This is a genomic window from Paraburkholderia sp. JPY465, assembly GCF_050436725.1.
Classification (GTDB): Bacteria; Pseudomonadota; Gammaproteobacteria; order Burkholderiales; family Burkholderiaceae; genus Paraburkholderia; species Paraburkholderia youngii.
This window is the reverse complement of record NZ_JBNDMT010000002.1, coordinates 2,654,753-2,679,714: the sequence shown is the minus strand read 5'-3', so window position 1 is coordinate 2,679,714 and position 24,962 is coordinate 2,654,753. Positions and strand designations below refer to the sequence as shown.

Annotated in this window: 24 protein-coding genes; 11 read left to right on the top strand and 13 right to left on the bottom strand. The window is 65.9% G+C overall.

The annotated features are described in order from the left end of the window. The 8 genes from QFZ94_RS14460 to QFZ94_RS14425 all read right to left on the bottom strand — a co-directional run bounded on the left by QFZ94_RS14460 (position 1) and on the right by QFZ94_RS14425 (position 12,215). On the bottom strand, positions 1-615 hold the full coding sequence (locus QFZ94_RS14460) for a DUF4136 domain-containing protein (protein WP_429457666.1): 615 nt from the start codon (positions 613-615) through the stop codon (positions 1-3). 42 nt (positions 616-657) lie between these two features. Further along, on the bottom strand, positions 658-3,144 hold the full coding sequence (locus QFZ94_RS14455; protein WP_429457664.1) for a CHASE2 domain-containing protein: 2,487 nt from the start codon (positions 3,142-3,144) through the stop codon (positions 658-660). Between the two features lie 66 nt (positions 3,145-3,210). After that, the gene (locus tag QFZ94_RS14450) at positions 3,211-4,662 is read right to left on the bottom strand and encodes a FecR family protein (protein ID WP_429457662.1); all 1,452 of its coding nucleotides are present in this window, start codon (positions 4,660-4,662) and stop codon (positions 3,211-3,213) included. Further along, positions 4,659-5,399 carry a response regulator transcription factor gene (locus QFZ94_RS14445; protein WP_410849875.1) on the bottom strand — a complete coding sequence of 247 codons (741 nt, stop codon included), beginning with the start codon at positions 5,397-5,399 and terminating at the stop codon, positions 4,659-4,661. The genes QFZ94_RS14450 and QFZ94_RS14445 overlap by 4 nt, the downstream gene beginning before the upstream one ends. 1,035 nt (positions 5,400-6,434) lie before the next feature. Beyond that, complete coding sequence (locus QFZ94_RS14440) at positions 6,435-9,962, bottom strand: SNF2-related protein (RefSeq protein ID WP_429457659.1); 3,528 nt, start codon at positions 9,960-9,962, stop codon at positions 6,435-6,437. A 219-nt stretch (positions 9,963-10,181) separates the two neighbouring features. After that, a complete protein-coding gene (locus tag QFZ94_RS14435; protein WP_429457658.1) occupies positions 10,182-10,721 on the bottom strand; it encodes a cytochrome b in 540 nt (179 codons plus the stop codon). Next, positions 10,718-11,827, bottom strand: a complete 1,110-nt coding sequence (locus QFZ94_RS14430; protein WP_429457656.1) for a catalase family peroxidase — start codon at positions 11,825-11,827, stop codon at positions 10,718-10,720. The genes QFZ94_RS14435 and QFZ94_RS14430 overlap by 4 nt, the downstream gene beginning before the upstream one ends. A gap of 115 nt (positions 11,828-11,942) precedes the next feature. Next, on the bottom strand, positions 11,943-12,215 hold the full coding sequence (locus QFZ94_RS14425) for a DUF4148 domain-containing protein (protein ID WP_368586861.1): 273 nt from the start codon (positions 12,213-12,215) through the stop codon (positions 11,943-11,945). Between the two features lie 166 nt (positions 12,216-12,381). Here QFZ94_RS14425 and QFZ94_RS14420 point away from each other — a divergent pair, with 166 nt between their 5' ends. From QFZ94_RS14420 to QFZ94_RS14410, 3 genes are all read left to right on the top strand, one after another. Further along, a complete protein-coding gene (locus QFZ94_RS14420) occupies positions 12,382-13,107 on the top strand; it encodes an anti-sigma factor family protein (RefSeq protein WP_429457654.1) in 726 nt (241 codons plus the stop codon). Positions 13,108-13,265: 158 nt separating this feature from the next. Continuing rightward, on the top strand, positions 13,266-13,784 hold the full coding sequence (locus QFZ94_RS14415) for a sigma-70 family RNA polymerase sigma factor (RefSeq protein ID WP_410849879.1): 519 nt from the start codon (positions 13,266-13,268) through the stop codon (positions 13,782-13,784). Then, the gene (locus QFZ94_RS14410; protein WP_429457651.1) at positions 13,781-14,632 is read left to right on the top strand and encodes an anti-sigma factor family protein; all 852 of its coding nucleotides are present in this window, start codon (positions 13,781-13,783) and stop codon (positions 14,630-14,632) included. Before QFZ94_RS14415 ends, QFZ94_RS14410 begins: the two co-directional genes overlap by 4 nt. A gap of 34 nt (positions 14,633-14,666) precedes the next feature. Here QFZ94_RS14410 and QFZ94_RS14405 read toward each other — a convergent pair whose 3' ends face one another. Next, positions 14,667-15,584, bottom strand: coding sequence for an AraC family transcriptional regulator (locus QFZ94_RS14405; RefSeq protein ID WP_368586857.1), 918 nt, complete (start codon positions 15,582-15,584; stop codon positions 14,667-14,669). On the opposite strand from QFZ94_RS14405, the gene QFZ94_RS14400 reads away from it, so the two are divergent. The 3 genes from QFZ94_RS14400 to QFZ94_RS14390 all read left to right on the top strand — a co-directional run bounded on the left by QFZ94_RS14400 (position 15,571) and on the right by QFZ94_RS14390 (position 16,899). Beyond that, on the top strand, positions 15,571-15,714 hold the full coding sequence (locus QFZ94_RS14400) for a hypothetical protein (RefSeq protein WP_410842554.1): 144 nt from the start codon (positions 15,571-15,573) through the stop codon (positions 15,712-15,714). The two genes, QFZ94_RS14405 and QFZ94_RS14400, sit on opposite strands and share 14 nt — an antisense overlap. Before the next feature lie 100 nt (positions 15,715-15,814). Then, positions 15,815-16,723, top strand: a complete 909-nt coding sequence (locus QFZ94_RS14395) for an NAD(P)H-binding protein (RefSeq protein ID WP_429457649.1) — start codon at positions 15,815-15,817, stop codon at positions 16,721-16,723. 5 nt (positions 16,724-16,728) lie between these two features. Beyond that, on the top strand, positions 16,729-16,899 hold the full coding sequence (locus tag QFZ94_RS14390; protein WP_410849882.1) for a hypothetical protein: 171 nt from the start codon (positions 16,729-16,731) through the stop codon (positions 16,897-16,899). Positions 16,900-16,916: 17 nt separating this feature from the next. Here QFZ94_RS14390 and ribA read toward each other — a convergent pair whose 3' ends face one another. Further along, positions 16,917-17,567, bottom strand: coding sequence for a GTP cyclohydrolase II (gene ribA, locus QFZ94_RS14385; protein WP_026228235.1), 651 nt, complete (start codon positions 17,565-17,567; stop codon positions 16,917-16,919). 293 nt (positions 17,568-17,860) lie between these two features. On the opposite strand from ribA, the gene QFZ94_RS14380 reads away from it, so the two are divergent. Then, a complete protein-coding gene (locus QFZ94_RS14380; RefSeq protein ID WP_368586854.1) occupies positions 17,861-18,304 on the top strand; it encodes a CBS domain-containing protein in 444 nt (147 codons plus the stop codon). A gap of 269 nt (positions 18,305-18,573) precedes the next feature. On the opposite strand, the gene QFZ94_RS14375 is transcribed toward QFZ94_RS14380, so the two are convergent. Together QFZ94_RS14375 and QFZ94_RS14370 are read right to left on the bottom strand one after the other, a co-directional pair. After that, entirely contained in the window at positions 18,574-18,921 is a 348-nt protein-coding gene (locus QFZ94_RS14375) for a DUF4148 domain-containing protein (RefSeq protein WP_368586853.1), read from the bottom strand. Positions 18,922-19,140: 219 nt separating this feature from the next. After that, positions 19,141-19,770, bottom strand: a complete 630-nt coding sequence (locus tag QFZ94_RS14370) for a DNA-3-methyladenine glycosylase (protein WP_429457646.1) — start codon at positions 19,768-19,770, stop codon at positions 19,141-19,143. Positions 19,771-20,095: 325 nt separating this feature from the next. Between QFZ94_RS14370 and QFZ94_RS14365 the strand changes: the two genes are divergently transcribed. Beyond that, positions 20,096-20,455 carry a BON domain-containing protein gene (locus QFZ94_RS14365; RefSeq protein ID WP_013091595.1) on the top strand — a complete coding sequence of 120 codons (360 nt, stop codon included), beginning with the start codon at positions 20,096-20,098 and terminating at the stop codon, positions 20,453-20,455. A 295-nt stretch (positions 20,456-20,750) separates the two neighbouring features. Beyond that, positions 20,751-21,833, top strand: coding sequence for a calcium:proton antiporter (locus tag QFZ94_RS14360; protein WP_368586851.1), 1,083 nt, complete (start codon positions 20,751-20,753; stop codon positions 21,831-21,833). A 33-nt stretch (positions 21,834-21,866) separates the two neighbouring features. On the opposite strand, the gene QFZ94_RS14355 is transcribed toward QFZ94_RS14360, so the two are convergent. Then, the gene (locus QFZ94_RS14355) at positions 21,867-22,760 is read right to left on the bottom strand and encodes a LysR substrate-binding domain-containing protein (RefSeq protein ID WP_429457643.1); all 894 of its coding nucleotides are present in this window, start codon (positions 22,758-22,760) and stop codon (positions 21,867-21,869) included. 550 nt (positions 22,761-23,310) lie between these two features. On the opposite strand from QFZ94_RS14355, the gene QFZ94_RS14350 reads away from it, so the two are divergent. Together QFZ94_RS14350 and QFZ94_RS14345 are read left to right on the top strand one after the other, a co-directional pair. Further along, positions 23,311-24,132 (top strand): transporter substrate-binding domain-containing protein, encoded by an 822-nt coding sequence (locus tag QFZ94_RS14350; protein ID WP_368586876.1) that lies wholly within the window; start codon positions 23,311-23,313, stop codon positions 24,130-24,132. 62 nt (positions 24,133-24,194) lie between these two features. Next, positions 24,195-24,962 carry an amino acid ABC transporter permease gene (locus QFZ94_RS14345; protein WP_410849885.1) on the top strand — a complete coding sequence of 256 codons (768 nt, stop codon included), beginning with the start codon at positions 24,195-24,197 and terminating at the stop codon, positions 24,960-24,962.

Here is a 24,962-nt window from a genome sequence, read left to right as displayed (position 1 = left end):
TTAGCGCTGCAGCGGCTCCATAGAATCGACGTTCGGCGCACCGCTCGCCTTGTCGATACTGAGCTTCACGCGCCAGTCGGCCGGCGCGTCGTACGGCAGCTTCGCAAGCGCGGTTTTCACGAGCAGCGGCAACGCATGCAGCGGGTCCGCGTCGCGATCCATATACACCGCACTGACCTTGTAGCGCTCGGCGCCGCTCGCATAGTCGAAAAAGCGCAGTGTCAGCGCGTGCTGATAGTTGCGCCCGAATAGCAGCGCGCCCGGACCGTCGCTGCCCGCGCCGCAATCGGCGGGCGCGCAATCCCCGCCGCCAATGCCGATCGACGCCGGCCGCGTGCTATACGCGATCGACAGCAGAAAATGCGCGGACTTGCCCGCCGTATCGACGAAGCCGTGTTTCGCCAACTCGTCGCGCAGCAGCTTTTCGACTTGCGGATGGTCGGCGCTGTCGTCCTGTGACTGCGTGCGCGCGAGTGAATAGGTCTGCCCGCCTTGCAGCGCAATGGCATGGTCGGCGCCGTTAGCGGAGGCGGTGTGCACGTCGGCGCTGAGGCCCGCGCAAGCGGTGAGGCTCGCCGCAGCCAGCGCGACATAGAGGTGAGCGATCTTCGCCATTTTCTGTTTTCTCTCTAGTCCATCGAATCCATCACAAGCGCATCAGGCGCGCGGTGCGCTGGTTTCATCGAGCGGCGCGTCGTCGAGCGCGGGCAGCCAGATCGTAAAGGCGGTCCCCTCGCCGGGCGCGCTGACGACTTCGACGCTGCCGCCGTGGCGCGTAACGACGGTTTTGATGAACGCCATGCCGAGTCCCGCGCCGCCCACTTCCGGCCGCTCCGCCTCGTGAAAACGGCGAAAGCGCTCGAATAGCCCCGCCTGCTGCTCCTTCGGGATGCCATAGCCCTGGTCGCGAATCGTGCATGCCACGCGAGCCGCCCCGCTGCCTTCGCGCCTAGCCGCCGGCTGGCTCGCGAAACTGCACACGATGCGCGTGTCGGGCGGACTGTACTTGACCGCGTTGTTCAGAATATTGACGAGCGCGCGCGTCATCAGTGAGCGGTCGGCGCAAATCCAGAGATCTTCGCTGGTGGTGTCGCCGGTTTCCGTATGCAGCGTGATGCGCTTCGCGTGCGCCTGCGGCCAGACCTCGTCGCTCGCATCGATGACGAGTTCGGTCAGGCTCAGCGGCTCGAGCACATACGCCTGCGACTCGGCGCGCGCCAGTTGCACGAAGTCGTCGGCGAGCGTGAGCGCGCGTTGCGCGTAGCGTTCGATGCGCTCGAGCACGCTGCGCGCGAGCGCCGGCTCGGTCCGCGCGCGCTCGATCTCGACCAGCGCAATGATCGACGCCTGCGGCGAGCGCATGTCGTGCGACAACAGCCGCAGCGCGTCCTCGCGCTGACGCTCGGCCGCATGCAGCGCCGACACGTCGACGAGACCGGCGATCCAGCCGGTCGTCTCACCCTGCGCGTTGGTGCAGGTCGCATAGCGCAGCAGATGGTCGCGCTCGTTCGAGTCGCGCACCTCGACACCCTGCGCCATCAGCGCCGCGAACTCGCCGCGCGTCGGATCGAGCGGCACCGGCCAATGCGCGTGCGCGTACACGTTGCGCTGGTTGTCCGCGGCCGCGCCGGCATCGATCGTCTTCACGAGCGTGAGACCGCCGAGCACGCTTTGCATCGGCTGGCCCTCGGGCATCGGCGCGCCGAGCCGCGCGAAATGCGCTTTCGCCGCGTGATTCGCGATCAGCACGACGCCGTCCACATCGCTGACGAGAATCGGCTCCGGCATGCTGTCGAGGCTGTCCCACACGAAGCGCTTCATGTCCTGCACCCGTTGCGCGGCCTCAGCCATCAGCGCCATGTGCTGCGCGAGCACGTCGCCGCCGAACTCGCGGCGGCGCTTCGGCGTTTCGGGCAGCAGATGCGGCTCGTCGGCGAGACGTTGCAGTTCGCCGCGCAGATACGCCATCGTCATTTCGAGGCGTCGCCAGTTCCAGATCGGGTAGACGATCACGACGCCGAGGATCGCCGGCACCGGCGACATCCACAGCCTGCCGCCGTACAGCAGCAGCGCGCTGCCGGCCACGGCGAGCAGCACCAGCGCGCCGGTCAGCAATAGAGAGCGGCGCGGCGACAGCACGAGGAAGCCGCCGAGCAACGCGGCGAGCGGCGCGAGCGCCGCCGCGAACATGATCCACAGCGCGACCGGCTGGATCTCGCGGCCGGTCAGCAGCGTGTCGAGCACGTTCGCGTGGATGTAGACGCCTGGCAGCGGACCGAGCTCGCCCGACACCGGCGTCGCGAAGCGGTCGTACAGACCCGACGCCGTCACGCCGATCACGACGATGCGCCCGCGCAGCTGATCGGCCGGCACCTTGCCGGCGAGCACGTCGGCGAAACCGAGCTTCGCGTAGTTCGCGGCATTCGGGCCGAACGGAATCAGGAAGCGGTCTTCGCGGCCGTCGTCGCTGCCGCGCGCCGGCTCGGTCGAGCGACGCGGCGGCAGCCCGTTGCGCCGCCGCAGCTTGCCGCGTTCGACCGCGTCGGCGACGAGCACCGTCAGTTGCGGCCAGCGCGAGTGCTCGTCGCCCTGGAAGCGCGCGACGCTGCGCACGATGCCATCGCTGTCCACTTCGAAATTGATGTGACCGAGCCCGGCTGCTGCCTGCGCGAGCGGCGTGACGGGTTCATCGACGGTGCGCTCGCCGCTCGCATCGGGCGGCGTCAGCAGCACGGGCAGATAGGTCGGGCTCAGCGCGATGGCGTGGGCGAGCTGGGCGTCGTCGACGTTGGGCTCGGTGAACAGCACGTCGTAGATCACCGCGGCGGCTTTGGCCGCGGCGAGCTGCTCGAGCAGCCGCGCATGCACGCTGCGTGGCCACGGCCAGCGGCCGAGCGCGTCGATGGCCGCATTGTCGATCTCGACGACGACGATGTCGGACAGCAGCGGCTGCTTGCGCAGCTTCAGAAACTGGTCGTATACCAGCAGATCGATGCCGGCGCCGACGCGCCCGAACGATGTCAGCAGGATCACCACGAGGCCGAGACAGCCAACGCTGAGCCACTCGATCAGAAAGCGTCGGCCGGCCCGCCGTCCGAGACGGGCGCGCGGATCGAGGCTCAGTCGCGTAGAAGTGGCGGGCAAGGGGCGATGTAATCCGGAACGGGAGGACGGACCGGGCAGCAAGCCGGCTCCGAGAATCTACCAGCGTCAGCGCGCCAGCGTAAAGGAGCGGACCGGGCTGCTCTTTTCGTAGAAGCGGCCGTTGTCGAACTGCTCGGCGACGATCGTCCAGTAGTAGACGCCAGGCGGCAGATCGCTGATTACGAGTTCGCCGCCCGCCAGATCGGTGCGATCGATCACGGGATGGCTTAGATCAGCCGTCTTCGCGAGCACGAAGCGAAAACGCGTCGGCACGTTGCTGTGGCTGACGAACCAGCGGAACTCGTAGTCGTGGCTACCCGCGCGCTGCGCGGCCGAAGCGTCCAGCCCGAGTTGGCGGCGCTCGAACGCATACACGTTCGGCAGGCCGTCGAGGCCGTCGCTACCGGTTGACGCGACACGCACGAAGTACGTGCCGTCGGGCAGATCGCCGAAGTCGGCGTGCGGCACGCTCACGCGTAGATCGCGTACCAGGTCGAGCTGATCGGCATCGTGCGAAATCTGCAGCCGATAGCCGACCGCGTGCTCGGCCGGGTTGACGTCGAACGCGACGGTCTTGCCGTCCTGCACGCGCGCCGGTCGCTCGACCGAAGGCGCCGGCAACAGCTGGAGCGGACTGCCGATCGCGCCGCCCGAGTGTGTGACGTTGCCGAAGCTTGCCTTCACCAGTTGCTCGGACGCCTGCAGCGGCCTGCCCGGCACCGGCGCGGCGCTCTGGCCATGCTGCCTGGCCGGATCGACGCCGACCGCGCCATCGAGCACCGCCACCGCGGTGGTCTGCGTGTCGCCGTTGTAATCGACGCGAAAGCGCGTACCGCGCACCCCGGCGACCACCGAAGGCGACCGGATCTGAAAGCGATCGTCGCGTCGCGTTGCATGCGTGACCTGGCTTTCGACTTCGCCCGAATGCAACTGGAAGATGCGATCTGCCGCGCCGGTCAGCGTGATGTGCCGCAGCCGCTCAATATTGAGCTCGCCATTTTGCGCGACCGTCACATACGAGCCGTCGGGCAGTTCGAGCGTCGCGAACCCGTTCGCGCCGGTGCGCAAGTGATCGCCTTCGGCAAGCGTTTCACCGCTTTTCAACGGCAGATAAGGGTTTGTGTGGAACGCGTGCTCGACCGGACCGCTGGTCGCGACCACTCGCGCCGTGTCCGGATCCTGGCGCAGCCTTTGGAACGGCAAACGCAGCACGATGCCGGCCGGCATGCGGCGCGGCGCGGGCACGTGATTGAGCCTGCTCAACAGCGCCCAGTCGGAAGGGTCGGCCATGTAGCGGGCGGCGATGTCGTACAGCGTGTCGCCTTCGTGCGTGGTGTAGGAAGCGTAGACCGGCAGCACCTTCGCACCGGTCTTGCCGCGCGCGGGCTGCGCGTGCGCGAGCGCACTCCAACCGGTCGCGCCCGTTGCAATCAGGCAGGCCGCGGCAAGCCACGCGGCGGCGCGAAGGCCGGAGATAGCGCCGCCGCCCGACGCCGCCCCACCCACGCAGACCGTCACGCCTCCCCCGCTTCTTCAGTGGGTTCGTCGTTGGCGGTAGGTGGTGTGTCGGCTTCGATCCGCTCGAGGCGGTAGCCATAGCCGTAGATTGGCGTGAGCCGATAACCCTGCTCCGGGCGCAGACCGAGCTTGCTGCGCAGCATCGACACGTGCGTGTCCATCGTGCGCGACGGGATGTCGGTGGCCTGCTTCCAGATCACGTCGAGAATGTGTGCGCGCGACAGCGGCCGGCTCATATGCTGGAACAGCAGCAGCGCGAGCTCGAACTCTTTTTGCGTGACGGAGACCGGCGTGCCGCGCACGACGACGTGCTTGGCGCTCAGGTCGAACTCGAAGTCGCCGAACACTTCCCTGGTCGCCGGCGGCTTCAGGTAATAGGCACGCCGCAGCAGCGAGCCGACCCGGGCGAGCAGCACCGCGCCCGACACGGGTTTGACGAGATAGTCGTCGGCCCCGATGTTCAGAATCGAAGTGATGTCGGATTCGCGGCCGCGGCTCGTCATGAACAGCACCGGCAGACGCTCGGACAGGCTCTCGCGCACCCAGCGGAGCACTTCTTCGCCGGACATGTCCGGAACGTTCCAGTCGAGCACGAGCAGGTCGAACGTCTGGCGACGCAACTGGCGCACCAGTTCACGCCCTGCGCCATACGCATGACAGACGTGTCCAGCGGCGGATAGCGTTTGACACACAAGGTCGGCCTGAGCCGAATCATCATCGAGGACAGCAATTCTCATAACACCCCACAACGTAACAGCACCTTTCGCGGCTGACGGCCGGCGCACCGGCTGACGACCGGGATGACGACAGCGCCGTCGATCCGGCTTCCCATAAAATTCCGGCTGCTACTTTCTGACTAATGGTCCCTCGCCGTACCCCCGCCATGACGCTGCTTTCATGAAGCTGAATCAGCGCATAAATGTAATTACCATAGCGATTATGCAGGGCAGATCATGATAATCGAAAACCCTCTTTCATCCCGCTTACCGTGTACCGGCAATCCGTCGCGAAAAACCCTAACTGAAAACAATTGACGTGTTTCTTAGGTTCCTCCGGTCTGCCAGTACTGGGAGGCACCCGGACGGACATCACAATGCGGACCGCAGACCCTTGCTGGAGCGGCCTTTCGGCCTTGCCGCTTATCCGCCTTAAGATTCCTTTCAGGTACTCTTATTTAACAATTGCGTGTCCAGTATAAGAATAATCTCAGAATAAATCGTTTAAACATTGTTAGATTTCGTCTCGGGACGAGTTGTCATTTGATGCAATCATCTGCGCGAGCGCGAGACTCGCAGCCCTATTTTTGTATGAGGCGTTTCTACCTGCTTCACATTGATGAGCAGTGCGATGACGCAACGCGTCAAAAGTAGTCAGCGGGTGAGGCCCGGCGCAAGTGACGCGGGCAAAAAAATGCGGCGTTGCTCCTGTCGAAGCAACGCCGCCCAAAAAACACTACACACGCTCGCCGGGGTCTAGCCGCACGAGTCATGTCACGTTAGCCCGGCGCGAAGCCGTGCTCAAGATGAAAGAAATTCCTTTGTAACCGCTGCCAAAGTAGTAATTACACGTCGTCCGGAAGCGCACGAGGCGCAAGTCTTACACAGCGCGAGTTCGAAATTGGTATGAGTTGAAGCCCCACGCGGCGGCCATTTACATACACAGACGTTTTGTTACAGTCCGGCCCCCTTTTGATGTTGCTGCAGCGCATCAGATGCCCCGCCTGCAGCCTGCGCGTTGCCTCTGCGTTGCCTCATTCGATCGTGAAGGCGCGCTCACCGCGCGCCCTCGATTTCCGGCATCGGCGCGAACAGCGCGTCGAGATCGTCGTCCGAGAACTTCGCGGCGCCCGCCGCGTCTTCCGCGAGAATGCTGTCCGCGAGCCCGGCCTTGTGCTCCTGCAGCTCGACGATCTTTTCCTCGATACTGCCGGCCGCGATCAGCTTGTAGACGAACACCGGTTTGTCCTGCCCCAGCCGATGCGCGCGGTCGGTCGCCTGGTTCTCGGCGGCCGGGTTCCACCACGGATCGTAGTGGATCACCGTGTCGGCGGCCGTGAGGTTCAGCCCCACGCCGCCCGCCTTCAGGCTGATCAGGAACAGCGGCACCTCGCCCTGCTGGAACCGCTCGACCGGCGTCACCCGATCAGCGGTGTCGCCCGTCAGCATCACGTACGGGATCGCCGCTTCGTCGAGCGCCTGGGCGATCAGCGCGAGCATGCCGGTGAACTGCGAGAACAGCAGCACGCGGCGCCCCTCCTCGATCAGCTCGGGCAGCATCGACAGCAGCAGATCGAGCTTGGCCGAGCGCATCGCCCGCTCGCCGCCGCTCGCGGCCGCGCCGTCCGTGACGCCGCTCGCGGTGCGCACGAGCCGCGGATCGCAGCACACCTGACGCAGCTTCAGCAACGCATCGAGCACGATGATGTGACTGCGCGCGAGCCCCTGCGCGCTGACCGCCGCGCGCACCTTCTGCTGCATCGCCGTGCGCACGGTTTCGTACAGGTCGCGTTGCGCGCCTTCGAGATCGACCGGGCACACGATCGTCGTCTTCGGCGGCAGTTCCTTCGCGACCTCGTCCTTGCGCCGGCGCAGCGTGAACGGCCGGATGCGGCGCGCGAGCAACGCGCGGCGCACGTCGTCGCCGTTTTTCTCGATCGGATTGCGCCAGCGTCGCGTGAAGTCCTTCTGGCTGCCGAGAAAGCCTGGCAGCAGAAAATCGAATTGCGACCACAGCTCGCCGAGATGATTCTCGAGCGGCGTGCCCGTCAGACACAGCCGATGCCGCGCCCGCAAGCCGCGAATCGCCTGCGCGGCCTTGGTGGTCGCGTTCTTCACGTACTGCGCTTCGTCGAGAATCAGCAGATGATAGTCGTGCTCGCCGAGCACCTTCTGATCGCGCCAGAGCAGCGCATAAGTGGTCAGGATCAGCTCGTGTGCGCCGATCTGCGCGAAGCGTTCCTTCCTATGCGGCCCGTTGAGCGCCAGCACCTTCAAGTCCGGTGCAAAGCGGCGCGCTTCCTCGCGCCAGTTGTGCACCAGCGTGGTCGGCACGACGATCAGCGCGGGATGCGTGAGCCGCCCTGCTTCCTTCTCCGCGAGAATGTGCGCGAGCGTCTGCACGGTTTTGCCGAGCCCCATATCGTCGGCGAGCACGCCGGCCAGATCCTGTTCGCGCAGGAACTGCATCCAGTTCAGGCCCTGGTGCTGATACGCGCGCAGCTCGGCCTTCAGACCACGCGGCACCGGCACTTCGCGCAAGCCGGGTCCGGCCTGCAGACGGCGCGCGAGGTCGCGGATCGAAGCGTCGCCGCTGAACTGCCAGCGGCCGGTGTCATGCAGCGCATCGAGGCGGCCGGCATCGACCGCGGGCACGCGCAGCGGCGCGCCTTCGGCAAGCGCGCCGCCGAGCGAATCGAACAGATCGACCAGCACCCGCACCACCGGCTTCAGTCGATCGGCGCGCAGCCGCAGACGCTTGTTCTCCTCGGTCTTCAGCTCGATCGGTTCGTCGTCGCGGATGCTCTCGAGCGCGCCAGACAGCCAGCGCCGGTCGCGCCGGAACAGATCGGCCAGGAGCGGCTCGAGCCGCACGTTGCGCTCGCCGACGCGGATGCCCATCTCCAGATCGAACCAGCCGTCGCCGGCTTGCTGCGCGGTGCCGTCGATCGAGTCGATCTCGATCACGTTGTAGCGGAACTCGGGCGCCATCGTCACGCGCCAGCCCTTCGCGACCAGATCCGGCACCGCGTCGTTGACGAACTCGGACCATGCGTCGGCATCGGGCAGACCGAGCATCGTGTCGGGCAATAGACGCGCCGCCTGCATATTGCGCGTCGGCACTTTCTGCAGACCGGTCTTGCGCAATTCCAGCAAGCGTTTTTTCTCGGCGTCGTAGCGCCGCCGGATGTGAATCACGTCGCCGCCCGGCAGCGGCACCAGCGTCACGCTGCTGTCGGCGTTGATGCTGACGCCGTCGTAGTCGAAGCTCGCGGCGGCCAGCTCGACCGCGGCGGACTTGCGCTCGGCGGCTTTCGCGGCCTTCGCGGCCTTCGCAGTTTTCGCGGCCTTCGCCGTCTTCATGCCCTTCGCCGCGCCCGGCAGCGCGTGGCTGTTCAGCGTCAGCACCGGCACCGGCTCCACATCGATCACCCGAATCGCGGGTGCGTCGTGGGTCGGCGGCAGCGGCAGCTCGGGCGCGATCTCGCGCAGCACCGACGCGACGAGCGGCGCCTCGGCGAGCGAGATCGGCGGCATCGCGAGGTAGTCGGGCAATTGCTGGAACGGCAGCGACAGCGGCACGATGCCCGCCTCGTTGGCGACGCCGTCCACGTACCAGACCGGCTCGGTCGGCAGCACCATGCTCGCGCGCGGTTCGGTGCGCAGCACCGGGCGCAGGCGTTCGTCGGCGAGCGGCTCCCATTCGATGCGTCCGGGCCGGTCGGCGGCGCGCGCGAGCGGCGTCGGTCCAGCCTTGCCCGGCGCGATCCTGAAGTCGAAGAACAGGCGCCCGGTCGCGATCAGCTTTTGCAGCGTTTCCGCGCCGCTCGTGCCGCGCAGCACGAACTGGCCCAGGTCCTCGCGCGAGCGGCCGAGCCACAGGCCGCGCAGAATCGACAGGTCCTCGTCGGACACGAAGCGCGGCTGCCTGAGCAGCGCGCCTTCGACGTCGCCCCAGCTGTCGCCGACTTCGACGATCACGCCGTCCGCGTCGCAACGCGCGCGATGCAGCACGACCTCGTGGCGCAGATGAAAACGCGACCAGGTGAGCCGATAGGCGAGTGTCTCCTGGCTCGCGGCCTCCACCTTGCGGGCGGCATTTTTTTCGGCGGCGGCGTCGGCCGCGCGGGCGCGCGCGCGAAAACGCTCGAGCCAGCTGACCAGTTCGGGCCGCACACCCGGAGAAGAAGATGAAGATGGTGATGGCGCCGGCGGCACGCCCGAGACCGTGATCCGTCGCGCGACGGACACCTCCGACGTGGCCGGGTCGCTGTCGTCCTCGACCTGCGTGATGTGATCCATCTCGTCGTGGTAGTCGAGTTCCGCGAGCAGCAGCGCCGCGACGTGCTTGCAATTGCGCCCGACCGGGCACGTGCATTCGCCTTCGGCCCATGGCGAGCCGCCATCGGTCCGGAAACGGACCCGTGTCCGGTATGGCTGCGGCTGCGAGCCCTGCACGTCGCCCGACAGCGTCTCTCCCTGCCATTTGACGTTGCTGATCGCGCCCACCGAGCGCGCCTTGGCGACGGTGCGCTCACCGAGCCATTCCGCAATGCTGTCCCGATCGAAGAAAACTGACGACATCCGCGTGCATTCCTGTTCAAACCGGCGAAGGCAAGCGCGTGCGGGTCGAACCGGTGCGACGGGCGACGCGCGCTCGCGACGCCCGGCCGATTTTGTCCAACTGCGATTTGCCTGTGGTAACCGGCCATTTTACGCGTTGGACGAAAATCGGCGGGCCGGCCGATCGGGTCGGATTGAGAACGGCCCGAACGAGCCGCGGCCCGGCCGCTTCGGCCGGTATCAGCGTCCTGGGCGGGCCATGCTGCTCCACACCCCGTCGCGCAGGATCAGCCCATGCAGCAACGCCGCCGCCAGATGCAGCAGCACCGTCGCGTACAACGCGAACGCGAGCCACGTATGCAGCGCGCGCAGCAGCGCGAACAGCGCGACGTCGTGCGGCGCGATCGGCGGCAGATGCAGCGGACCGAACAGCGTGACCGGATAGCCGGCCGCCGACAGCATCGCCCAGCCGATCAGCGGCATCGCGAGCATCAGCCCATAGAGCACGACGTGCGACGCATGCGCCGCGATTCGCTGCGGCTTCGACATCTGCGCGGGCAATGGCGGACTGCCGCGCTTCACGCGCACCGCGAGCCGCACCAGCACGAGCAGCAGCAACGCGATGCCGAGCGGCCGATGCAGCGCGACCAACGCATCATGGGTGCGCGACACCGTCGCGACCATGCCCACGCCGATGAACAGCATTGCGACGATCAGCGGCGCCATCGTCCAGTGCAATAGCCGCGCGAGCGGACTGAAGTGAGTGCGGTCGCGGCTCATGAGTGCTCTCCGTTTGGCTGGGTTCGATGGACCTCGGGATGCAACGCCTCCTCGCGCGTGCGGCGTTGAAACGACTGCGCGTAGGCGGCCGAGCGCGCGGCGAGCAGCGGATCGTCCGATGGCGCGATGCCGGCCGGCACGATCGTCGGATCGAAGTTGATGTCGCGGCAGGTGCCGTCTTCCTGCGAGGTCGTGCGTTCGATCACGAGCGTCCCCGCGTCGATGCGCTGACGGTCGTCGGGCCATTGCAGCGTCGCGTCGTTCGTCGGGTCGCCAGGCTGCGCGACGGTCAATATCAGATGCCAGCGCAAGGGGCCGTGTTGCAGACGCTCGTCGAGATCGGCGGCGAGGAAGTTCTTTTCGGCCTGCTGCGCCGCGGTGACCGGCGCGTACGGCGTGTCGGGCACGACGGCCCAGCGCACCGCGCGCGTCGTGCCGTGGGCATCGGTAAACAGAAACGCGTCGATGCCGTAGTACGCGGCGTTCGCGAGGCTCGACGACGGCGCGTGCGACTTGACCCAGCGCTGGAACGGCTGCGTTTCGGGATTGGCCGCGTAGAACGCCTTCAATCTGGCGGGGTCCGGTTTGCCGGTCGCGGGGTCGGGCTTCGAGGCCAGCAACTGCTGATAAAACTGCGCGGGCGTATGCACCGCGAACACCGGCGTCGAGTTCATGCCGGTACGCCACTGTTCGCCGTCGTGAAGCTGGAACTCCAGCGCGAGACTGCGCACCGGCGAGCTCGTATCGGGGGCGGATGGGTTACCGCCGGGCACCGCGAAGCGCCCCGTAACTGGCGTGCGACCCGGCGCGAACACTCCTGCGTGCGACAGCGCTGCGCCATTGCCGTTGCTATCGAAATAGCCGTCCACGCATAGGCCTTTGGCGTGATTGCGTCGATAGCCGGGATGCTGGCCCGCGACTGCTTCGAACGTATCGATGATGCGCGGAGCGGTCAGACGCGCGGGCGTGAGCCAGCCCGCGGTGTATGCGAAGCCGCCCGCAAGCGCGAGCACGACCGCGCCGATCGCGGCGAGCCGGCATGGCACGCAGATGGGCCGCGGGCCGGAGCCGGCGGGATGAGGTTTGGGTCGGGAGGGTTGTGTCACGGAGACTCCTTGCCGGATGGATACCAACGTACGGGCAAACACGCCGCGCTACGATCTATTCCATCCGGCACCGGCGCGCCCGTTCAAACCCATTCGCGCGCCGGTAGCCGATGCTTCAACGGGTGCCAACAGCCGGCGCGCCCGAGTTCGCGACGTGGCTCGCGGCGGCCGCCGTTTGCGCGGCAAGCGCCATCTTGTGCTGCTCGACCTGACGCGCGAACACGGGACTCACGTCCGGGTACGATGTGTCGGTGATGTAGTCGAGACCGTTCTGCTGCGCCTCGATCAATTCCTGGTACACCTGAGCGCGTGTCTTGGCCTGCGCAAACGCGCTCGACGAAGCGGCGAGAACGACGAACGACAAAGCGACGAACGAAAGCTTTTTCATGATCGACTCCAGTGAGTGTTGTGCGGGTTCGCACCAGGGAGAACCACGAGTCGGCGGCGTTTATTCCTGTATTCGCCGCGTGAAAAAAACATCGCCGGCGCGGGGAATAAATGCCCGGGCGCCGGTGTTTGTCATCGGATAGCAGTAGTCAACACCGCGCATCATCATGACCTCGACTCATCGCCCGTCCGGCACTCCTCCGTCCGAAGACGACATCCAGGCCTATGCCGACGGCACGCTGACGCCCGAACGTGCCGCGGCGCTGCGCGACTATCTCGGCAAGCATCCGGCGGAAGCGCGGCGTGTGGCCTTTTACGACCGCTTGAACGCACAGATCCAGGCGACCTTTCAGACCGCCGAGGAGCCCGCGCATGAGCACCTGCGCGAATCGCGCCGGCTCCGCATGCGTGTGCAACCGGCCGGTCCCGCGCGCCGGACGCTGGTCGCACTGATAGCCCTCGCGCTGATGGTGATTGCCGTCAGCGGCTGGCTCGCGGCGGCTCAGGTGTCGGCACAAGCACTCGACAACGCTGCCGTGATGGCGCTCGCCGAAGCCAGCGCGCGACCCTTTTCGTCGGCATCGCCGACGCGCGTCGATCCCTCCGCGCCGGATCTCGGCTCGATCGGCCTGCGCCTCGTCGGGCAACGCGTGCTGCGGCTCGGGCCATTGCAGCGCGTGGACGAGCTCGTCTATCTGAACGGCGATCAGCAGCCGGTGGTGGTGCTGTCGGCGGCGGCGCCGTTTGCGCGCGAAGAGCCGCAGTGGGCCGCGCGCCGCGTCGGCGAGTTGCGGCTGCTGACGTGGACCGCTCGGCGCCAGCGTTTCGTCGTCGCGGGCGATGCGCGCACCCACGGCCTGATGCGCGCCGCCGATGTGATGACCGCGCGCTGACGCCGATATCCGCGGCCTATGCGGAATAAAATGCGCTGAAAGGTGTTTGCAGTGCGAGCGCATCGTGCGACGGAAGCTTCCGCGACCGGCCCGGCGCGTATCGATACCGACGCGAGTGAAGCCGATGCCACCCCCACGCCCCCTGAACCGGATCGACCATGGATGTCCGTGACGAGCTGATCGAGCATGTGCCGCGTCTGCGGCGCTATGCGCGGGCGCTGATCAACAATCGCGAGCTCGCCGACGATCTCGTGCAGGACACGCTCGAGCGCGCGCTCGGCCGCACCCGTCTGTTCCAGCCGGGCACCGATCTGCGCGCATGGCTGTTCACGATCATGCACAACGTGTTCGCGAATCAGGCGCGCAGGGCGGCGGCGCGCGCGGTCCATGTCGCGGTCGACGACGACAGCATCGCCGAAAGCGAGCTCGCGGTGCCGTCGGGACAGACGCGTTCGCTCGAAATGCGCGACCTCGATTACGCGCTGCAGCGGCTGCCGGTCGAGCAGCGCGAGGTGGTGCTGCTGGTCGGTCTCGAGGAGATGAGCTATGCCGACGTCGCGCTCGCGCTGAACATTCCGATCGGTACGGTGATGTCGCGGCTGTCGCGTGGACGCGAACGGCTGCGAGCTTTGATGGCGGGCGCCCAGCCCGGTGCGAAATTACAGGTGGTGCGATGAGCGAGCCGCAAATGCCGATCGGCGAAGAAGACTTGCACGCGTACGTGGACGGCACGCTGTCCGGCGAGCGGCGTAACGAGGTCGAGCGCGCGCTCGAACAGAATCCGGAGCTGGCCGCGCGCGTCAGCGATTACTTTTCTCTCAATGGGGTGCTTCACGATCGCTACGACCGGGTGCTCAGCGAGCCTGTGCCGATACGTCTGCAGACCGGCGCGCCGCGCCGCGCGCGAGCGGCCGCGAACTGGCCGCGCTACGCCGCGCAGTTCGCGGGCATGGCTGCCGCGCTCGTGCTCGGCCTGGGCATCGGCATGCACAGGAACGATCTGATTCCACCCGTTGCGATCGATCGAACCGATACCGGGGCCGACACTCAAGCCGGCAATCGTGTTGTCAGCGCGAATGGCGCCGAGGGTTTCGCGCGCCGGGCGGCGGTCGCGCATGTCGTCTACATGCCGGCGATCGATCGGCCGAGCGACATGAGCGCCGATCACGAGCAGGACTTCGTGCAATGGCTCGCGAACCGGCTGGGCACCGAGGTCCATCCGCCGATGTTGTCGAAGAGCGGTTTCATGCTGTCGGGCGGCCGCCTGCTGCCCGGCGAGGATGGTCCGACCGCGCAGTTCATGTATCGCGGACCGAACGGCGAGCGTGTCACGCTGTGCATCTCGCATCGTCGGGAGAACGCGAATACGACGGCGTTCAAGCTGTATCAGGCGGGGCCCGTCAACGTGTTCTATTGGGTCGACGGCGATTTTGGCTATGCGGTGTCGGGCGGCATCGATCGCAACGAGCTGTTGCAGCTCGCGCATGATGTCTATGCGCAATTGACGGGCGCGGCGCCCGGTTAAAGCGGATGCCGTGCGGCGCCGCGCGGCTCGCGCATCAACGTGGTGTGTTCGTCTTCATCTGCCCCGGCAGGACCGCGTCGTCGCGCGCGGCGCCGCGAAGTTCACGCGGCGTTGCACCCAGCAAACGCGACATCCAGTGCGCCATATGGCTCTGATGCGCAAAGCCCGTCTCGAGCGCGATCTGGCTTGCGCTGAGGCGTCCTTGCAGCAGCAGCGTTCGCGCGCGCTCCACCCTGCGCTGTACCACGTACTGATGCACGGGCACACCGAGCGTATCGCGAAACAGCGCCTTGAAATGCGGCACGCTCAGTTGCGCCTGGGCGGCGAGCTCGTCGAGCGTCAAACGCTGATCCAGATGCGCGTCGATAAACTCGATCACGCGCGCGGCCGTGCGCGGCGCGAGCGTACGCCGCCGGTTGTCGGCCACCGGTTCGACGCCGATCAGACGCACCAGCATCGCCGTGCACAGACTTTCGGCGTACAGCGGATCGGATGCATCGTCCGCTTCGAGCTCCGCGCGCAGCGCCCACGCGAGATGCTGAAAGCGCGGATCGCGCATCTGGAAGCGCGGACGCAGCTGCGCGTCGGCCGATTTCAATGCGAGTTGCTCGACGGTCCGTCGCGCGAAGTCCTCGGCAAACCAGACGCTGAAAATCGTGCAGGCGGCATCATCGCTCCACTGACCTTCGAGCCCCGCGGGGATCACATCCGCGTCGCCGTGCGCCTGAATCCGCGTGTGGCGGCGCGCATCGCACAGACAGCGCGCGGTTACCGGCGCGCCGACGTGCACGCCCACGCGGTGATGGACGAACGCCGGCATCCGATGCAAACCGGCCGACACGTTGACCAGCTCCGCACCGAAGCCTTGCCATCCGAGCGCCCTGCTGGTGCGCACGGCGATGCGCGAGCCGCTGTGCGGCGCAAGCACGGAAATCGGGGTGACCGCGTTCATCGCTTGTCTCCTGAATGACGGCGAGAAGCCTGCATTGTGCGGCGTTTTCGGCGGCTTCGCAGGCGTGACGGAATTTCGTAGCTCGCCAACCGCCGACGCGATTCGCGCGACCTGCGCGGCATCGCCGTAAAAAGATCATCCATATCTGCGCAAAGTCATCCGGATCTGAGCGCCTCGCGGACGACGCGTCCCTACCATCACGCCATAGCGATCCTCAATAGGAGCACAACGTGTTCGTCATTTTCGGAGCGGCCGGTCACGTGGGACAGGCGAGCGCAGCCGCCTTGCGTCGCGCGGGCCAACCAGTACGCGCGGTGGTGCGCGACGCAACCCAGGCCGAAGCACTCGCGGCAATCGGCTGCGAGATCGCGCTCGCCGACCTGAACGACGCGGAGTCGGTCACGCGCGCGATCGACGGCGCGCAGGCGGTGCAATGGCTTTGTCCGGTGCCGGGAGCGCATGACGATCCCGCGGCCGCCATGCGGCGCATCATCGATGCGGGCGTCGCGGCCTTGCGCACGGCCGCGCCGCCGCGGCTCCTCGCGCTATCCGACTACGGCGCCGAACACGCGGACGGCACCGGCATTACGACGCTGTTCCACTACCTCGAAACGCAGTTGCTGCGCAACGTCACGTCGCCGCTGATCTTGCTGCGCGCCGCCGAGCACATGCAGAACTGGGCGCGGGTGCTGCCGGTCGCACTCGGCCGGGGCGTGCTGCCGAGTCTCCATGATCCGCTCGACAAGCTGTTTCCGACCGTCGCCGCCGAGGACGTCGGCGAGCTTGCCGCGCAGTTGCTGCTCGACGATGCGCCGCTGCGCGCGACGCCGCGGGTGGTCAGTATCGAAGGGAAAGAGCGGGTGAGCGCGCTCGACGTCGCGCGCATCCTGGCGGAACTGTCGGGGCGGCCGGTGATCGCCCAGCGGGTGCCGCGCGACGAATGGCGCGGCGTGCTGCGCGGCGCCGGACTCGGCGATCGTCACGCGCAACTGATCGTCGATCTGTACGACGCGCACAACGCTGGCCGCATCGACGTCGAGGCGAACGCCAGCGAGCGACGCTTCGGCGCCACGACGTTGCGGCAGGTATTGGAGGCGCTGCTATCGCGCGTGGGCGATACCCAGGCGGCGGCGCGGTGAGCCGCATGGAGGTTCGGCGAACGGACGGCGTGGCGCGAGCAGCGGCGAACCCAGACTCACGCGCCGAGTGCTGGCTGCGCGCGGCGATAACGCTTTCGAACCTGATCGGCTGCCGCGCGCTTGCGGACCTGCTCGCCGCGATTCCCGACAGCAACGACGATTTCGGCGTGTTCTAGGTGGCTGGCGTTCCGGCTTATTCGTTCTCGTCGAAGTAATGGCCGAACTTCAGCTGCTTGGTGCGGATATAGCGCTCGTTTTCCTCGCGCATCGGAATTGCGAGCGCGACACGCTCACACACCGGAATGCCGTGCTTCGACAGCGTGTCGAACTTCTCGGGATTGTTGCTCATCAGACGCACCGACGTGACCTTCAGCGTGCGCAGGATGCCCGCGGCCGAATCGTATTCGCGTGAATCGTCGGGCAGGCCGAGATCGAGGTTGGCTTCGACGGTATCGCGCCCCTGCTCCTGCAGCGCATACGCGCGGATCTTGTTCGACAGGCCGATGCCGCGTCCTTCGTGGCCGCGCAGATACAGCAGCACGCCGCAACCTTCAGCCGCGATATAGCGCAGCGCGAGGTCGAGCTGCTCACCACAGTCGCAGCGATAGGAGCCGAGCACGTCGCCCGTCAGACATTCCGAATGCAGGCGCGTCAGCACGGACGACTGGTTGGCGACATCGCCCATCACGAGCGCGAGATGTTCGGCGCCGCTGTCGACCACGCGAAACACATAGGAAGTGAACGTGCCGTAGCGCGTGGGCAGCGTGGCGGTGGCGTCGAGCACGACGCATTCGCTGGTGACGGCGCCGTCCGCTGCGGGCGATGAATCCTGAGACGTGAGCATGGCGTTGAACGATAGTGCTGGCATGAACCCGGTCGAGCCGGGGATAAGGGTTGGACTGCGAGTTTACCGCTAATCCGCGCGCAGCACGTGGATGCCCCTTCGCAGCCACTGGACGCTGCGCCGCCACAACCCCCGCGAAGCACCCGTCGAACCCGCCAATTCAGCAGGCATTCTCCGGCGCGCCCCAGATATTCCTGATGTACCGCGGGCGCACGTCGCGCCTATACTGGAATCGCCTGTCCCTCACGACAGTGCGCCACTTCGGCGTGCTGCATTGCGAAACGGAGCGCTCCATGACAAGCGTTGCACAGCTTCTTAAAACGAAACCGAACTCCTCCGAGGTCTACACGATCGGCGCCGACGATTCCGTCTATGAGGCAATCCGGTTGATGGCCGAGAAAGGCATCGGCGCGCTGGTGGTGACGGACGGCGACAGCATCGCCGGCATCGTCACGGAGCGCGACTACGCACGCAAGATAGTGCTGATGGACCGCTCGTCGAAGGCGACACCGGTGCGCGACATCATGAGCAAGGCGGTGCGCTTCGTGCGGCCGGACCAGACGACCGAAGAGTGCATGGCGTTGATGACCGAGCGGCGCATGCGTCACCTGCCGGTCATCGAGAACGAGCGGCTGATCGGCATGGTGTCGATTGGGGACCTCGTGAAGGACATCATCGCGGAGCAGCAGTTCACGATCCAGCAACTCGAGTTCTACATCCACGGCGAACGCCTCTGACAGCCAGCACGGCTTTCGCTGAACGAACGCGCCTCGATCATCCGCGCAGTAGCGGAAGCAAAAAAAGCCCAAGCCTCGAAGAGCTTGGGCCAAGCTACCTTGCGGCAGCGGAGGTTCCTTCGGAAAGAGGAACGCGACGCGCGCACGGATGACACGCTTGCGGGTGCATGGGTGCGGCGCGCTCGGTTGAAACAGTACCTGGTATGAAACGCCGTGCGCTCGCGAAAGCGGCGCACAGCGTGGTGCCGCGTGCTTACCGGTTAGCGAACTCAGTTACCGAAATACACGCTCTTCGGGCCGCTCGTCGGCTGCGGCTGCGTCGGGCGACCCGCTTGCGTCGCGCCGCTCATCGGCGCGCCGTAACCGCTGGTATTAGCGGTGGGCTGGGTTTGCGCGACGGCCGGATTTTGCGCCTGGACGCGCTGTTCGGCGGCCTGGACGTCGGCCGGATATTCCGCGTCGTTCGAGGTCGACGGGTTATAGCCCGCGCGCTCCAGTTGGATCAGTTCGTTGCGAACCTGGGCGCGGGTGAGCGGCTGTTGGCTCGATTGCGCGAACGATACGATCGGCGCGGCGGCAACGGCTGCAATGGCAACTGCCTTGATCAGCGATTTCATGATGACTTCCCTCCAATGTGGTTTTATCTGCATCGCCAACACCGTGGTGTTCAGCGAATAAGTTCAGTCTAGTCACCGCATGAGCAAGGGAAAACCCTTAATTGCGAGATAGAAAATTGTGCTGTTCGCAACAATGCCGGGGAATATCGAGGAGTCGATTCGCCCCGCATGATGTTCCGGGCAACAATTGTCCGGAACATCCCGTGGGCCGCCGAAATGTCATGCGCCCGAATGCGGAATCGTCAGTAGCTTGCGCGGGCCGCTGACGAACGCGCTGCCCGGTTCGAAAAATCGCAGCGGCCGGTGCATCTCGCGCGACAGGCCAATGCGCGTCGTCACGCCGACCGGTGCGTCGCCGGTTTCGATCACGCCGATCCAGAGCCCGCGTCCCGTACACAGATCCTGGCCGTCGAACGCCTGGCCGATGCCGAATGCCACCGTCAGCCGGCCGGGTCCGCGGGCGAGATCGCGCAGCGGCACGCCGGGGCGGCGCGCTTCCATCAGCGCGAGTCCTTCGAGCGGTTCGATCGCGCGCAGCAGAATGCCGCCGCCGACCTCCTCCGCTTCGGACGACATGTTCAGCATGTACGACACACCGTAGGTCAGCCGCACGTAAGCGTGACCACGGGCGAGAAACATCGAGCCGTTGTACGGACGCCGTCCGATAAACGCGTGGCTCGTCGAATCGCCGAGCGGATACGCCTCGGTCTCGACGATGCGGCCGCTCAGGCGTCCTTCGGGGAGATCGTGCACGAGATATTTGCCGACCATGAAGCGCGCGAGTTCGACCGTATCGACCGGCAGATCGTCGCGGTGTAAAGGTCGGATCGGAAGAGCTTCGTTTCGCATGGGCTGGATATCCTTAAGTCGGTGCTGAAATCCCAGGTCATAGACCGGTTGCGATCTGCAAATTCGTTGTACCGACGCCTCATTTTCTGCGTCAGCAAGTCAACATGGCACCAATTGCTGTATCGTGTGCTTCCGGCCGGTCACACGGCCGTTTGCATGTCTTGCGCGCGCTTCGCGGCTCGCGGAAACGTGCGTGTCCCGCTGCAAGTGTTCGCATGGCTGCTGTACCTGTTCCATTCGCATTGAATCCCGCTGTACCCGCTGATGTAAAAAAAATCGACCCCATCCGGGGGATCGACGTTCTACGACAATAGGAGATGGTTGAATGAAAGCATTCTCGGCAATCAAGGTGATCGGCGGCGCGCTGGTCGTTTTCGCTTCCCTCAACGCGTACGCGCAAAGCAGCGATGCAGCTGCGACCGCAGCGCCGGCGGCAGCGGCACCGACCACCAAGGAAGTTAAACAGGCTAATCGCGCTCTGCAGAAGAAAGTCCGCGCGAAGCTCGCACGTACGAAGGGCCTGACCGTCGGCAACATCACCGTGCGCGCACGCAGCGGCGCGGTCACGCTGGAAGGTTCGGTGCCGGAGCAGGCTCAGATCGAAATCGCGACGAACGCCGCTCAGGGCGTGGAAGGCGTGACGTCGGTGAAGAGCGCACTGTCGATCCGCGCAATCGGCCAGTAAGCCGGTCAAGCAGCTGAAGAAGTAGCGGTAAAGCAGCAAGCTGGCGTCGACGGCGGAAAGCTCCGTCGCGACGCCAATTCCCCTCCGATCGGTCGCTCGACACGATTGCCCCCGGCGCGGCCGTCACACCGCCCGACGAGACGAATCCCCCATGCCCTCGAAACCACGATATGTTGAACGGACGACTCCGTGCAGCACGGGTTGTCGCGACGATTTCTCCCTTATAATTTAATGGCTTAAGGTCGATCCTTAAGGCATCACTTCAAGTTCATACACGCACCGAAAGGAAGGCCGCATGACTTCGCCGGCGACCGTCTTGCCCCGTTGGACCCTCGTCGCACCGATCATTGGCTGGATCGTGCTCGGTGCCGCCTACGCGATGCCGGGCAATGCGCTGCTGCTGGCGCTGGTCGGCGTTTCGCTGTGCGCGGCCGTGTTTGCCGCCGTCCATCATGCCGAAGTGGTCGCGCATCGCGTCGGCGAACCGTTTGGCACGCTGGTGCTCGCGATCGCCGTCACCGTGATCGAAGTGGCGCTGATCGTCTCGGTGATGCTGACGTCTGGTCCCGAGAAAGCCGGTCTCGCGCGCGATACGGTATTCGCGGCCGTGATGATCGTCTGCAACGGGCTCGTCGGGCTATGTTTGCTGGCGGGCGGCATCCGCCATCTTGAACAGGACTTCCAGAGCCGCGGCGCGGCGGCCGCGCTGGCGGTGCTCGCATCGCTGTCGGTGCTGACGCTCGTGATGCCGAACTTCACGACCACCAGCCCCGGGCCGGTCTTGTCGCCGTCGCAGCTCGCGTTTGCCGGTGTGTCGTCGCTGGTGCTGTACTGCGTGTTCGTGTTCGTGCAGACGGTGCGCCATCGCGACTACTTCCTGGCCGGCGTGCCCGACGAAGACGTCCATGCCGAGCCGCCGGGCGCGCGCCTCGCAGCCATCAGCGGCGTGCTGCTGATGGTGAGCCTCGTCGCGGTCGTGCTGCTCGCGAAAGTGCTGTCGCCGGTGGTCGAATCCGCGGTGCTCGGCGCGGGCGCGCCGCCGGCGGTGGTCGGGATCGTGATTGCGTCGCTGGTGCTGTTACCCGAAGGGCTCGCGGCGTTGCGCGCGGCGCGCGCCGATCGTTTGCAGACCAGCCTGAACCTCGCGCTCGGCTCGGCGCTGGCAAGTATCGGCCTGACCATTCCCACCGTCGCCGGCGTGTTTCTGTATATCGGTCAGCCCATCGTGCTCGGCATCAACGGCAAGGACATGGTGCTGCTCGCGCTCACGCTGGTCGTCGCCACGCTGACGCTCAGCACCGGACGCACGACGATTCTGCAAGGCGCCGTGCATCTGTCTCTATTCGCGGCTTATCTGTTTTTGTCGTTCGCGCCGTGAGGGATGCCCTATCCGGCGTTGGCGGACGGCAACTCACTCTTCCCAGTGCTCGGCCATCCAGTCGCGGAACAGATTCAGCTTCTGCTGTTGTGCGACCGAGTCCGGATACACGAAGTAATAGCGCCAGCCGGTCTTCAGCACGGTGTCGAACGGCCGGACCAGGCGCCGCGCGGCGACATCCTCGTCGATCAGCGCGAGGTCGCTGATCGCGACGCCGAAGCCCTGCGCGGCGGCATTGGTCGCCATGTCGAGCGTATCGAAGCTCGGGCCGAGCTCCGCGTCGATCGTGGCGGCGCCCGCTGCATCGGTCTCCGCGACTTTCGCGAGCCACATCTTCCAGTCACGGTGATCGCGAGTCGGATGCAGCAGCGTATGGCGCGCGAGATCGGCCACCTGCGCGAGCGGCTTGTCCTTCAGCAGTTCGGGCGTGCAGACCGGCGTCAGACGCTCCTCGAACAGCGACACCGCCTGCACGTCCGCACCGGGCGACGAACCGTAGATGATCGCCGCGTCGAACGGCTCGCTCTGGAAATCGACGTCGTGCTGCCAGGTGGTCGTGATCTGCACGTGCAGATCGGGATACTCGGACTGGAAGCGCATGATCTTCGGCAGCATCCAGCGCATCACGCAGGTCGGCACCTTCAGCGCGAGGTCGGTGCGCTGCCTCGTCAAGCGCAGCGACATTTCCTCGATTCGCGCGAAGCTCTCCTTGACCGCCGGCAGCAGCATTTCGCCCTCGGCGGTCAGCGTCAGCCCCTTCGCATGACGCTTGAACAGCGGAAACTTGTAGTACTCCTCGAGCGCGATGATCTGCCGGCTGACCGCGCCTTGCGTGAGGCACAGATGATCGGCGGCACGCGTGAAGCTGCGATGGCGCGCGACGGTTTCGAAAATCTGCAGCGCGTTGAGCGGCGGTAGGCGTCGCATCGAATGTCGTCCAGGATCAGAAAAAATCATTGCGGGGCTGTGGCAGCGCGCGTCGCCGCCCTGCCCGTTATGCCCACAGCATACGCGATCGGCTATGCGCGCACGAGTGGGCGCGCTGGGGAACCCGCATGCGTCCGGCTCATGGCGCGCATAAGAATCTTCGCTCTGGTCGACGTCGCACCGGCGTGGTGCAAAAAGCCTTCAGGAAGTGCACCGGAACCGAGCTTTCCTCATGCCTCGATGCACGCTGGACTTCCTCAGCCCGATATGGATGTTAACCCGCATAGGCCATCGCCCGTAGCTTCCCGCCACATCGTCGCAGCGCTCGCCGCTGCGTTCGCCGGCGGCGAGCCATGAGCGTACGTCATGCGGCCCATGCGCATATTTCGATTGTTGCGTGATTTTGGCAAACCTACAGTGCATCCACACGCGGTATCTGCGGCGGCGCTCACGCCGAACCACATCCGCGTAAACGAACCGGCTGCCCGACACCGAACCCATCACACACGCTTCGCTTCGACGAACCCGCATGACGACAGAGGACCAGATGATGAACCAGCGCCCCGCTCTCCAATCGACCCGCCGCGTGTTCGCGACCTTCGCCGCGACCCTCGCGATGACCGCGCTCGGCGCGCTGTGCGCGCTGCCATCGGCCGCACATGCCGACGCGCTCGACGACATCGCGAAGTCCGGCACCGTGCGCATCGGCGTGTTCGAGGACTATCCGCCGTTCGGCTCGATCGGTCCGGACATGAAGCCGGTCGGCTATGACATCGACGTCGCCAATCTGATCGGCAAGGCGCTCAACGCGAAGGTCGAACTGGTGCCGGTGACGGGCGACAACCGCATGGCCTTCCTCGCCGATCGCAAGGCCGACATGCTGCTGTCGGTCGGCCAGACGCCGGAGCGCGAAAAAGTGATCGACTTCTCGCAACCATATGCGCCGTACTACCTCGCGGTATTCGGCCCGAAATCGCTGCCGGTGAAGAACGCCGCCGACCTCGGCGGCAAGTCGATCTCGGTCGCGCGCGGCACGCTCGAAGACCTGAGCGTCACGAAGATCGCGCCGCAGTCGGCGAACATCAAACGTTTCGACGATCCGAATGGCGCTATTTCGGCGTTTCTTTCTGGTCAGGTACAGTTGATGGTGGTCGGCAACGACGTCGGCGCGACGATTCTCGCGCGGCATCCGGCGAACGATCCGGAGCAGAAGTTCGCGCTGTTCAGCTCGCCCGATCACGTCGGTCTGAACAAGAACGAGCCGCGCCTGAAGGCGAAGGTCGACGAAACGATTGCCAAGGCCCGCAAGGACGGCACGATGAACGCGATCTCGCAGAAGTGGCTGCGAGCGCCGCTGCCGGCCGATCTCTGAAACCCGTGGCGTGGTGCTGTAAAGTCCGCGCCTCAATCTGATCCTACGATGGGCACGAGGCCATGACTTACGCGTTCGATTTCACCGGCTTCGGCCTCTATGCGGGGATGCTCGCGCGCGGCGCCGCCGTGACGCTCGGTCTCACGGCCGTGTCGACCCTGGCGGGCGGGCTCGTCGGGATTGCCGGCGCGAGCATCGCGGCGGCCGGGCCGAAGTGGGCGCGCTGGCTGGTCGCGAGCTACGTCGAGCTGATCCGCAACACGCCGTTTCTCGTGCAGCTGTTCTTCGTGTTCTTCGGTCTGCCGAGCCTCGGCATTCATATCGACGAGATCCAGGCCGCGATTCTGGCGATGACGGTCAATCTCGGCGCGTACGCGACCGAGATCGTGCGCGCCGGCATCGATTCGATTTCGCGCGGCCAGGTGCAGGCCGCCGAGGCGCTCGGTCTGCATGGACGCCAGGTGTTCCGCTACGTCGTGCTGCCGCAGGCGCTCGCCAACGTGTTTCCCGCGCTGCTCGGCCAGGTGCTGATCGTAATGCTCGGCTCGGCGGTCGTGTCGCAGATCTCGGTGCCCGACCTGACCTATGCGGCGAACTTCATCCAGTCGCGCAACTTCCGCTCGTTCGAGAGCTACGTGATCATCACGGCGACCTATCTGCTGATGTCGATCGTGTTGCGGCAGTTGCTGAACCGCTTCGGCCGCGGGCTGTTCGCGGGCCGCGCCGCGCGTGGCGCCAACAACAGCAGCAGCGGCAACGACGGCTTGCCTCGCAACTGGCGCGGCCGCCTGATGTGGCGCGGCGCGCGTACCCTGCCGACGGAGCGCTGA